We start from the raw sequence: 11,054 nt of genomic DNA, 5'->3' as shown, positions 1-11,054 counted from the left end.
ATTAAATACATATAGATAACCATAAAGATGGTTAACCTCTTTTAGTCAACCTAGTGGCTTACTCACTGCCTTTGTTAGGGCAATTGCTGAAATTAAAATCATTGTCCCATTTAATTTACAAAGAAGGCTTTAGCTAAATAGTGCTGGGATCTTCCCCTTATCGAATTTCTGGTTAATCATCCGCTCATTACAGAACAATAATTCTTTTTTAGCGCAGTGCTTATAATTGCGGGAGTAATGACAATGAGCGAAGTAAATAATCCATTAGGCCTAATGGGCATTGAATTCACTGAATACGCAACACCTGATGCAGATTACATGGACAAAGTGTTTACTGATTTTGGCTTTTCAAAGTTAAAAAAATTCAAAGGTAAAGACATTGTTTACTACAACCAACATGACATTCATTTCTTACTAAATAATGAGCGTGATGGTTTCTCTGCTGAATTTGCTAAAAGCCACGGTCCAGCAATCTGTTCTATGGGTTGGCGTGTAGAAAATGCGCAAAAAGCATTCGATGTTGCTGTTGAGCGCGGTGCAAAACCTGCGACAGACTCAACACACAAAGATTTACCTTACCCAGCTATCTACGGTATCGGCGACAGCTTAATCTATTTCATCGAGCAATTTGGTGACAAAGGTTCTATCTATGAGTCAGACTTCGAAGATTTAAGTGAGCAAAACATTGTTGAAGACAAAGGCTTCATCCGTATCGACCATTTAACCAATAACGTTTATAAAGGCACTATGGAAACATGGGCTAACTTCTACAAAGACGTATTTGGTTTTACTGAAGTACGTTACTTCGACATTAAAGGCCAAAAAACAGCGTTATTATCTTACGCACTTAAATCTCCATGCGGTACTTTCTCGATTCCAATCAACGAAGGCAAAGATAACAACAACAACCAAATCGATGAGTACTTAAATGAGTACAATGGTCCGGGTGTACAACATTTAGCATTCCTTACTAATGACCTAGTAAGCTCACTTGATAAGCTTGACCAATCAACGATTGCTACGCTTGATATCATCCCTGAGTACTACGATACAATTTTTGACCGTGTGCCTTGGGTTAAAGAAGACAAAGAGAAGATCCGTAAGCATCAAATTCTAGTAGATAGCCAAAGCGAAAATTGTTACCTACTACAAATCTTCTCGAAGAACCTATTTGGTCCAATCTTTATCGAGATGATCCAACGTGTAGATGACGGCGGTTTCGGTGAAGGTAACTTCCAAGCGCTTTTCGAATCAATCGAACGAGATCAAGAGCGTCGTGGTGTAATCTAAATCATCATTATGAATAAAAAGCAGCGTGTGGTTTGGCTATATTCACACGCTGCTTTTTGTCGTTTTAAATTCTGTTTTAAACTAACTGTTTAAATTGCGTTGATTGCCTCCATATAGATAACTAACACATCAGCGCGAACAAATAAGGAAAGAGTATGAGCCTAATTAACGAAACCCACGATATTAATCTAAAAAGCTGGGTTGCATCTGCTAACGAAGCGAACTGTGACTTCCCAATTCAAAACCTTCCTTTTGCAGAAGTACGTCGTAAAAATTCAGACGAAGCGTTCCGTGGCGCTGTAGCAATTGGTGATCAAGTTATCGATTTAGCGAAAGTAAACGACCTTGGTTTATTCTCAGGTGATGCACAAGTTGCCGTTAAAGCAGCGAGCCAAGCTACATTAAATGAATTTATGGGCCTTGGTCAGCAATATTGGTCAGCACTTCGTCTTGCGTTATCAAAAGCACTCCGTGAAGGTGCCAGTGAGCAAGCGCAATTAAGCGAAGCACTTATTGCTCAAGCAGATATCGAATTTGCGCTGCCTTGTCGCATTGGTGATTACACTGACTTCTATACCTCTATTTACCACGCAACAGCAGTAGGCAGCCTATTCCGCCCTGATAACCCACTTTTACCTAACTACAAATGGGTACCAATTGGTTATCATGGCCGTTCATCGTCAATTGATGTATCAGGTCAAACGTTCCACCGTCCTAACGGTCAAACTAAAGCACCAGATGCTGAAGTACCGTCATTCGGCCCTTGTAAACGCCTAGACTATGAACTTGAATTAGGTATTTACCTTGGTAAAGGTAATGAATTAGGCGATGCAATTGCCATTGAGAATGCTGAAAACCACGTATTTGGTTTCTGTGTATTCAATGACTGGTCTGCACGTGACTTACAAGCATGGGAATACCAACCACTTGGTCCGTTCCTTGCGAAAAACTTCGCATCGACTGTATCTCCTTGGATTGTTACTACAGAAGCACTGGCGCCATTTAGAACAAACTGGACACGTGATGAAAATGACCCGCAACCAATGGACTATTTAGAGTCTTCTCATAACCGTGAGTTTGGTGCATTCGATATCAAAATGGATGTACAAATCGAAACTGAAAAGATGCGTGCAGCTGGCGAAGCGCCAACACAAGTATCTAAATCTAGCTTCAAACACTCTTACTGGACTGTGGCGCAAATGGTGACTCACCACACTGTAAATGGCTGTAACTTCCAACCTGGCGACATGTTAGGTTCTGGCACTCAATCAGGCCCAGAGCACGAAGAAGCAGGTTCATTGTTAGAGCTATCACGCGGCGGTAAAGAAAAAATCACCCTTGCTAATGGCGAGCAACGTACTTTCTTAGAAGATGGCGACAACGTAATCATGCGTGGTTGGTGTGAAAAAGACGGTTTTGCACGCATTGGTTTTGGTTCAGTTGAGGGTACAGTGCTACCTGCCAAATGTAAATAACTCGCTATTTTCATTTACAAAACAAGTATTAAGGGCATTATTTGCCCTTTTTTATTTGCCATTTCTCTCTTGAGTTACAATTTTTTTCTGGCTTTTTTAAATCAGATTGCTATCTTAACTCGGTTATTAGTTAAATTTTGTACGCCATGTTAGTTAAACTTAAGTCTTTTTATCGCACGATTTTTCCAGCTAGACAGCTGTTGATCCGTCAAAATGGCGAAGTAAAGCACTTAGTGTTAGCGCCTTGGTTACAATTAACAACACTTCTGGTCATTTTAACTGCTATTGCTTGGTTAAGTATTTCAACGCTCCAGATCATGTCACAAGCCGACCAAATCATCAGCATCGAACAAAACCAACTCAGCAAACAACAACAGTGGCAAAAACAACGCTACCAGCAACAAGCTGCCTATGAAAAACAATTAGAGCAGTTGGCTATTCTTGAGCAAAAACAAGCGTTATTGCAAAGCATGATTGAGTCGCTACCAGAATCAATGAACAAACCTGCACTACCAACTAATGCAGAGCCATTGCTTTTACCTGTTAAGGAACACTCTGAGGAGTTTCATGCTCCTTTAGAAGGTGAACAGCAGCCAAAACAAGTTAAACGCTTAGAAAGTATTCCTGAACGCTTAGTGCGCCTTGATGCCGCTTATAACAACAGCTTTGTGGTATTGGATGAGCAAATCAAACTTCGCCATCAAGAAATCGTTGCCATATTAGAGGGTGCAGGCCTTGATAGCAGCCTTGCCAATGCCTCGACGCTAGAAAGTTCAGATACAGCTCAAGGTGGTCCACTCGATTTATTTGATGAATCAAAAATACCGGCTGAATTTTTAGCGATTGCCGATAACCTTTTAGCGTTAAATAACTTAGAAAATTTACTCAGTGAATTGCCACAAACGCTCCCTGCTGCCGATTACTACATTTCAAGTAGTTTTGGCCTTCGTAAAGACCCAATGAATGGTCGTCGTGCATTTCATAAAGGGGTTGATTTAGCTGGTTGGCATAAAACCGAAATTTTTGCGCCCGCTAATGGCACGGTTCTTCGTGCTGGTCGTAATGGTGGTTATGGTAATTTTATCGAACTACAACACAAAAATGGTTTCATCACTCGCTTTGGCCACCTAAATAAAATTAAAGTAAAAAAAGGCCAAACGGTAACAAAAGATGATGTCATTGGCTTAATGGGAAGTACTGGCCGTAGCACCAGTACGCACTTACATTACGAAGTTTTAGTGAATGGCAAACATGTCAATCCAGTTAAAATAACAAAGGCCCTTTCTCGTGTTCGGTAGAAAAAAGCAACCAGCAGCTAGCTCGTCTGGCTCATCTTTAAAAAGAACCAACCATACTCCTTCAATTATTTCTGAAGACGTCCGTTTAACTGGTAGCCTTACTTGCCAAGGTGAAGTCCAACTTGATGGTCGGATCGATGGTGATTTACATGTTAAACACCTAGTGATTGGTCATACTGGTATGATTGAAGGCGTGATTGAGGCTGATAGTGTAACTGTCAAAGGTAAAATCTTCGGAACACTCATCGCCAATCAAGTGGTAATTGAAAGCACCGCAGAAGTCCATGGTGACGTATTTCATGACACCCTTAGTATCGAAGCGGGAGCAATTATTGAAGGCAGCTTAAAACATCGTCATGAAGAAGATAATGTGGCGCCTATTAAGCCTGAAGAACAAACCAGTTCATCATTACTCCCCGATGATGACAACGACCTGTCGTTTGTAAACAAACAAGCCGCTGATAAGTCTTAACGTTTTTTAGCAGTTACATACATTGTGATATCTGCTGTAAACACCAATTCATCGCGGCTGTTAAAAACCTTCACCGGTACTAACAAATCTTGCTTTTCTAACCACTCACTCGGTACTTCTATATCAGCAACTGCACGCATGTCTGTGTCAATTTTTGCTATATAATTCACTGTCATGCCTTTTGGGATCCAGCGGTGTGTTTTTGCCGGCACCGTCGCATCGACCATTAAACCTGCGCACAACTCAGCTATATTACACTGGGCAATAGCATGGATAGTACCAATGTGATTATGGATTGCTCGGCGGTTTTTAACGGTTGCACTGCAATGCCCTGCTGTTAAACCTGTGATCAATGGCTTTATTGAGCCGAAATAAGGAGCTTTAAAACAGACCGCTTTACTAAATAACCAATTACCTTTTGGCAGTGACTGACATTGAGTCCAGATTTTTAATAATGATGATTGTGAGCTCAAGACGATTATCCATTATTTTTTTGATGTGAGATGGAAATTAACACATCAGACCAGATAGCGAAATGGAAACTTTTTGTTAGCAGTTTTGATGATTACATATTTAGCTAAGTGAATGCTTTTCTTTTCCTTTAGGGGCACATAAAATACCGTTTTAAAGGAGAGCGAATGCAGTCACGCCAGCACAAAAACCTCAGTTTATTATTTATCCTCGGCCTTCTGGTTGTTTTTTGCCCATTAGGTATTGATATTTATCTTCCAGCATTTCCTACTATCGCTGAACAATTGAATGCGTCAGAAAAGCAACTTCAGCAAACCGTGGCTATTTTTTTGCTTACAGTCGGTCTTGGGCAGCTTATTGCGGGACCACTTGCAGATAAATTTGGCCGTAAACCTGTTGCGATTAGCGGTGTTACGATTTATGGGCTAGCTGCATTTTGGGCATATTTGGCGCCAGACTTTACCACCTTAATGATAGCAAGAGCATTACAAGGCTTAGGAGCATGCGCAACTTTTGTCGTCGCTTTTGCAATAGTTAGAGACAAATTTGGTAGTGAGCGTAGCGGACAAATCATTACTTACTTAAATGGCATTGTCTGCTTTATTCCTGCCCTTGCGCCTATTCTTGGTGCTTGGTTAACCGTACAATTTGGTTGGCGCATGAACTTTTTATTCATGGTCAGTTTTGCACTTGTTGGCCTATTTATAGTTTTGTTTCTCTATAAAGAAACCCGCCCTAAAGACAGTGTTTACAGTGGTCATATTCTCGACTTAAGGCGCTTTATACCTATTATCTCCACACCACTCTTTCTATTTCATAGCTTAATTTGTTTAGTGACTATGTCCGCTATTTTAGTCTTTGTAACCCTTGCTCCGGGTTGGATAATCACAGAGCTTGGTGGCAGTGTCACCGACTTTACTTTTTGGTTTACCTGTAATGCCGCCCTGAGTATTTTTGCAAGCTTCGTCATGCCCATATATATAAAGCGCCAGCCCAAACGAGCCTTAAAAGCAGGACTTATGTTGTTAGTATTGTCTGGCTGCATAATGCTGGCTTTTAGTCAGCAAAATTCAGTTTTAGCTTTAATGTTTCCTATGTTCTTGGCAGCTTTTGGTTATGCCTTAACACTTGGCTCATCGGCAGGTCGTGCATTGAGTATGTTTCCTAAACAAGCAGGCACAGCTTCTGCACTTATCGGCTTGATGCAAATGAGTGGCGCAAGTTTATTAGTGTTTATAACGCAATTTTTAAATTTAACGACACCTGTATTAATTGGCGTACATTTTTTGATGCTCACTCCTTTTACTTACTTATTACTTAAACATAAGCGCTTGTCATAAAAAAGTTTTACCATACTTTTAGCTAATATGGGTAAATGAGAATCGTTATACTTCATTTGCCCATTTAGCCATCCTTTTATATCTCACAGTTATAAAAATCACCTTTCTAGAATGATTTGTTCCGTTTTTGCGGATTATTTTTCTTGTACCCAACCATATATTAAACTATTGTTTACCCACGTTAACAACTGGTTAACTAAATGACATGTTTGGGATACGAATTATGAAAAAGAATAAATTAGCATTAGCACTGATCATCAGTGGACTATGTGCAGCAGGAACTGCAAACGCAGCAAATGACCGTTACATCATCCAAGTAGACAACAATAAAAAAGGCGTAGTTAAAGCACTCGCTAAAAAGCTCGGTGGTGATATTAAAGTTGATGGTAATGGCTTCATTGCAGCGCAATTCTCAGGTCATGACCTAGCGAGCGTGAAAGGCTTATTAAACAACCCTCACATCAAACTGATTGAAGAAGACCAAAAACGTGTTCCAATGGCGCTTTATAACGATGACGCGGGTAATGCTATGCAGCAGCAGCTGACCCCTTACGCAGTTTACCAATCACAAGCAGACCAAGTTACTTTTGATGCAAATGCTGGCATGAAAGTGTGTGTAATTGACTCAGGTCTAGATGCTTCGAATCCTGATTTCATTTGGGGTAATATTACTGGTGACAACGACAGTGGTACTGGTAACTGGTTCGATAATGGTGGTCCTCATGGTACTCACGTCGCCGGAACAATTGGCGCAGCAGATAATAATGTTGGTGTGGTTGGTATGGCACCTGGTGTTGCAATGCACATCATCAAAGTATTTAATGCTGAAGGCTGGGGTTACTCTTCAGATTTAGCACACGCAGCGGACTTATGCTCTCAAGCAGGTGCAAATATTATTAGCATGAGCCTAGGTGGCGGTGGTTCAAATAGCACCGAGTCTAACGCGTTTGCTAACTTCACAAGTGCAGGCGGCTTAGTCGTTGCTGCGGCAGGTAATGATGGTAATAACGTACGTTCATACCCTGCAGGCTATCCATCAGTAATGATGGTAGGTGCAAATGATGCGAACAACCAAATTGCAGATTTCTCGCAGTTCCCTAGCTGTACGTCAGGTCGTGGTAAACGCGCTACTACAGATGAAACTATCTGTGTTGAAGTAACAGCAGGTGGTGTTGATACTCTTTCTACTTACCCTGCAGGTATGGCCACTTCGGCTAGCTTAGCAGCAGATGGTGCGGGCTTTGCAACTTCATCAATGGAGAACTCAGGAAATGCATCAGGCACGGCTTATTACATGGGTACTGCTGAAAGTGTAGATTCTGGCGCAGCTGGCAAAATCTGTATGATTGACCGCGGTAATATCTCGTTCTATGACAAAGTGAATAACTGTGAAAACTCAGGTGGTATCGGCGCTGTTATCATTAATAACGAAGCAGGCATGTTATACGCTACATTAGGCGATACTAACGATACAACAATTCCTGCTGTAGGTGCAGCACTTGAAGACCGTTCAGCACTTCTTTCAAGTACAACAATTGATATCGCAATTGGTACCAGTGATTATGGTTTCATGAGCGGTACATCAATGGCGACGCCTGCTGTATCTGGTATTGCAGCACTAGTTTGGTCAAACCATCCTGAGTGTACTGGGACAGAAATTCGTGATGCCTTAAAAGCGACAGCACAAGACCAAGGCGCTTCTGGTCACGATGTTTACTTCGGTCACGGTATTGTTAAAGCCGCTGATGCAGATGCATACCTAATGGCAAATGGCTGTGCAGGTGGCAATAATGGCGGCGGCACAACTCCTGGTAGCGATGATATTAGCCTTTCTACGTCAGGTTATAAATCAAAAGGCACTGCGTATGTTGATTTAAGCTGGAATGGCGCAGCAACAAGCACAGTTGATGTATACCGTAATGGTAGCATGGTAGGCTCAGTGGCAAACACTAACAGCTATACTGACACTATCACATCGAAAGGCGGTGGTACTTACACTTACCAAGTATGTGAAGCACAAAGCACAACTGTTTGTTCAAACAATAGCTCAGTGACGTTCTAATACTTTCCCCAACCCACATCAGCGGGCATTGATTGCCCGCTTTTTCTTTTTCTAAAAGCTTGTTAAGATCAAATACCTAGCTTTTTAACTTTGTGCCAATGATCAATCCAGAATCGTTACTGTCGTTTTTAGGCGCCAGTTTTTTAATTGCCGTAGCTCCCGGCCCTTCTAATGCATTTTTAATGGCGCAAACCTTTGCAAATGGCCGTAAAGCCGGAATGCAAAGTGCCTTTGGTTTTGCCTTAGGTGGTGTGGTGCATACTATTTTGGCAGTAGTAGGTTTAACGGCAATTTTAAAAGCATCCACGGTAGCATATACCACAGTTCAGTATTTAGGCGCGGCCTACCTTTGCTACCTAGGTATAATGACCTTAAAGGATACCTTCACAGGGCCTGAGCCAGACTGCAACGAAAAGCCTCATGTTAGCACCAGTAAAAAACAAAATGTGATGTTTCAAGCCATGATGACCGAGGTACTCAATCCGAAAGTTGCCTTATTCTTTATTGCTTTTATTCCTCAGTTCGTCGATCCGAGCTTGTCTTCAACGACATTTCAACTCGCTTTCTTTGGATTACTCTACCCGCTTTTTGCTTTTCCAATCGACTGCACGTATATTTATTTCGGCGATAAGATAGCCAGTTATTTTCGTGAACATCCACAAGCCCAAATTTGGATTGATCGGATCACGGGACTAGTTTTTATTGCGTTAGCAATTAACCTATTGATATAAGAGCACTTATGGAACAAAAACAACAAGCTTTACCCGCCAAAAAGAATATTGCCCTCGTAGCCCATGATGGCAAAAAAGCAGCCCTTCAGGCATGGTGTGAAAAGCACCTGGATATTTTAAGTAAGCACACGCTATACGGTACAGGCACAACGGGTCATTTAATCGAGCGCACAACAGGGCTTGAAGTGATAAAGCTATTAAGTGGTCCTATGGGTGGCGATCAACAATTAGGTGCTAAAATTGCTGAACATGAGGTGCATGTGTTAGTTTTTTTCTGGGATCCACTTGCATCGCAGCCCCACGACCCTGATGTAAAAGCATTACTTCGTTTAGCTGCGGTTTGGAATATTCCTGTTGCCTGTAATGAAGTTAGTGCCGATATGCTATTAAGCTCCCCTATGATGGAGACAGAGCTTTGCCGCACGTTGCCAGATTACGAAAAATACCTCGCAACGCGCCAAGTGACTCTTTAATTATTAAAGTTGTATACCTAAGTGGGGCGATTAGCTATAAAGCTTGTGCGCCCACTTAGTTAAACCTGCAGTAACACTACCAAAGTGATCCCCGTTCAGCATATTAATATCACCTAAATGTGATTTTAACGCAGCCTTGATCAGCGGTGATTGCGCACTACCACCCGTTAAGTAAATTACATCCGGTGTTGTGCCTGCCTCTTGAATCGCTTGTTTAGCTAAGCTCACTATCTGGCTTATTGAGTCATCAACAGCTAAAGCTAAGTCTTTTAGCGTTAAGCATTGCATTAAATCTGAATCTAAGAAACGCAAGTCTGTGGTAAATTCGTTCGCTGACGAGAGTGCAATTTTTGCCGCTTCGCCTTGCTGCACTAATTGATGACCCTGCTTATTTTGCTGCAATTGAATTAAGCGTTTAAAAAGCGCAGGCTCTTTAACTTCACGAACTTGAGTCAATAACTCACGATGATGGGCATCGCTATAAAACTGGCTTTGCAGGTTTACATCATTGATTTTACACGCTTGCCAAAACGGTTGGTTCGGCAGCGGAAGACCCGATTTAAACTCAGTACCTAAACCTAATAATGGCATTAAACCATGAAAGCTCAGGGCAATATCTAAATCATTTCCACCCACACGCTTGCCACTGTGGGCTAAGAAATCATTATCACGACACTGCTTTTCACGGAAGCTCGGCCCCATTTGTACGAATGAACAATCACTAGTACCCCCGCCAATATCTACAACCAATACTTTTTGGTCTTGCTGTAATGAAGTTTCATAATCAATCCCTGCCGCTAGCGGCTCATATAAAAACGACACCTCTTTAAAGCCTGCGCGCTTTGCTGCTCGTTCTAAAATTCCCAGTGCTTGCTGATTAGATTCTTCACCACCAACTGATTGAAAGTTTACCGGTCGTCCGATTACCGTTTCTGTTAATGACTCTTGCAGTGACTGCTCTGCACGCTGCTTAATTTTTAAGATCATCGCCGTAGCAATGTCTTCAAAGAAGTTTATTTGACCTTGCTTTAAGCCCACAGCACCAAAGAATGATTTAGGTGATTTTACAAAGTAACCTTCTTCAGGAAATTGCACATACTCGCTAATTGCTTCACGACCGATGAATAAGGTCTCATCACCAGCTTGAATATCTAAATCTGATTTAATGCGAGGAATGGTATTTAAAAGCGCATTGCGCTCAGTTTTAAAGTCATGCTCAAATGGGCTACCAGTGAGGTGCTTTGCCACAAAATCGACAACTAAAGCACTGTGATGAGTATAAAGTGTTGAGGGTAAATACTGCTTACCTTGTTCAAGCGGCACTAATGACACTTGTTGCTCGTTATCCATTACACCGATTGCACAATTTGAGCTACCGTAATCAAAGCCTGCAAACATTCTAGCACCTATACATCAATAAAAAGGCCGCGAAATTTACCATA

10 protein-coding genes are annotated in these 11,054 nt (G+C 41.6%); 8 read left to right on the top strand and 2 right to left on the bottom strand.

Annotated elements, in window-relative coordinates; all coding sequences use genetic code 11:
* Nucleotides 1-243 precede the first annotated feature (243 nt).
* From hppD to L1D46_RS08300, 4 genes are all read left to right on the top strand, one after another.
* Entirely contained in the window at nt 244-1,290 is a 1,047-nt protein-coding gene (gene hppD, locus L1D46_RS08315) for a 4-hydroxyphenylpyruvate dioxygenase (RefSeq protein WP_130051950.1), read from the top strand.
* A gap of 155 nt (nt 1,291-1,445) precedes the next feature.
* On the top strand, nt 1,446-2,765 hold the full coding sequence (gene fahA / locus L1D46_RS08310) for a fumarylacetoacetase (RefSeq protein ID WP_239977307.1): 1,320 nt from the start codon (nt 1,446-1,448) through the stop codon (nt 2,763-2,765).
* Nucleotides 2,766-2,911: 146 nt separating this feature from the next.
* Complete coding sequence (locus L1D46_RS08305; protein ID WP_239977306.1) at nt 2,912-4,063, top strand: M23 family metallopeptidase; 1,152 nt, start codon at nt 2,912-2,914, stop codon at nt 4,061-4,063.
* A complete protein-coding gene (locus L1D46_RS08300) occupies nt 4,053-4,535 on the top strand; it encodes a polymer-forming cytoskeletal protein (RefSeq protein WP_239977305.1) in 483 nt (160 codons plus the stop codon). The genes L1D46_RS08305 and L1D46_RS08300 overlap by 11 nt, the downstream gene beginning before the upstream one ends.
* On the opposite strand, the gene L1D46_RS08295 is transcribed toward L1D46_RS08300, so the two are convergent.
* Nucleotides 4,532-5,008: a hotdog fold domain-containing protein gene (locus tag L1D46_RS08295; RefSeq protein ID WP_239977304.1), complete on the bottom strand. Its 477-nt coding sequence runs from the start codon at nt 5,006-5,008 to the stop codon at nt 4,532-4,534. The genes L1D46_RS08300 and L1D46_RS08295 overlap by 4 nt on opposite strands.
* Nucleotides 5,009-5,173: 165 nt before the next feature.
* Between L1D46_RS08295 and L1D46_RS08290 the strand changes: the two genes are divergently transcribed.
* From L1D46_RS08290 to L1D46_RS08275, 4 genes are all read left to right on the top strand, one after another.
* Nucleotides 5,174-6,346 carry a multidrug effflux MFS transporter gene (locus L1D46_RS08290; RefSeq protein ID WP_167658455.1) on the top strand — a complete coding sequence of 391 codons (1,173 nt, stop codon included), beginning with the start codon at nt 5,174-5,176 and terminating at the stop codon, nt 6,344-6,346.
* A 223-nt stretch (nt 6,347-6,569) separates the two neighbouring features.
* Nucleotides 6,570-8,408 (top strand): S8 family serine peptidase, encoded by a 1,839-nt coding sequence (locus L1D46_RS08285; protein WP_239977303.1) that lies wholly within the window; start codon nt 6,570-6,572, stop codon nt 8,406-8,408.
* Nucleotides 8,409-8,506: 98 nt separating this feature from the next.
* Nucleotides 8,507-9,139 (top strand): LysE family translocator, encoded by a 633-nt coding sequence (locus L1D46_RS08280; RefSeq protein WP_239977302.1) that lies wholly within the window; start codon nt 8,507-8,509, stop codon nt 9,137-9,139.
* A gap of 8 nt (nt 9,140-9,147) precedes the next feature.
* On the top strand, nt 9,148-9,612 hold the full coding sequence (locus L1D46_RS08275) for a methylglyoxal synthase (RefSeq protein ID WP_130051958.1): 465 nt from the start codon (nt 9,148-9,150) through the stop codon (nt 9,610-9,612).
* 30 nt (nt 9,613-9,642) lie between these two features.
* Here L1D46_RS08275 and yegD read toward each other — a convergent pair whose 3' ends face one another.
* A complete protein-coding gene (yegD, locus tag L1D46_RS08270; RefSeq protein ID WP_130051959.1) occupies nt 9,643-11,010 on the bottom strand; it encodes a molecular chaperone in 1,368 nt (455 codons plus the stop codon).
* Nucleotides 11,011-11,054 lie beyond the last annotated feature (44 nt).

This window comes from Pseudoalteromonas sp. Isolate3 (genome assembly GCF_022398505.1).
In the GTDB taxonomy this organism is placed as follows: domain Bacteria; phylum Pseudomonadota; class Gammaproteobacteria; order Enterobacterales; family Alteromonadaceae; genus Pseudoalteromonas; species Pseudoalteromonas apostichopi.
The sequence above is the reverse complement of the archived record's forward strand: the minus strand, read 5'-3'. Positions and strand labels throughout refer to the sequence as shown.

What these genes read in the sequence shown, in the direction of transcription:
- fahA (WP_239977307.1), top strand. Translation starts at nt 1,446, where the DNA reads ATGAGCCTAATTAACGAAACCCACGATATTAATCTAAAAAGCTGGGTT.
- L1D46_RS08275 (WP_130051958.1), top strand. Translation starts at nt 9,148, where the DNA reads ATGGAACAAAAACAACAAGCTTTACCCGCCAAAAAGAATATTGCCCTC.
- L1D46_RS08280 (WP_239977302.1), top strand. Translation starts at nt 8,507, where the DNA reads ATGATCAATCCAGAATCGTTACTGTCGTTTTTAGGCGCCAGTTTTTTA.
- L1D46_RS08305 (WP_239977306.1), top strand. Translation starts at nt 2,912, where the DNA reads ATGTTAGTTAAACTTAAGTCTTTTTATCGCACGATTTTTCCAGCTAGA.
- hppD (WP_130051950.1), top strand. Translation starts at nt 244, where the DNA reads ATGAGCGAAGTAAATAATCCATTAGGCCTAATGGGCATTGAATTCACT.
- L1D46_RS08290 (WP_167658455.1), top strand. Translation starts at nt 5,174, where the DNA reads ATGCAGTCACGCCAGCACAAAAACCTCAGTTTATTATTTATCCTCGGC.
- L1D46_RS08285 (WP_239977303.1), top strand. Translation starts at nt 6,570, where the DNA reads ATGAAAAAGAATAAATTAGCATTAGCACTGATCATCAGTGGACTATGT.
- yegD (WP_130051959.1), bottom strand. Translation starts at nt 11,010, where the DNA reads ATGTTTGCAGGCTTTGATTACGGTAGCTCAAATTGTGCAATCGGTGTA.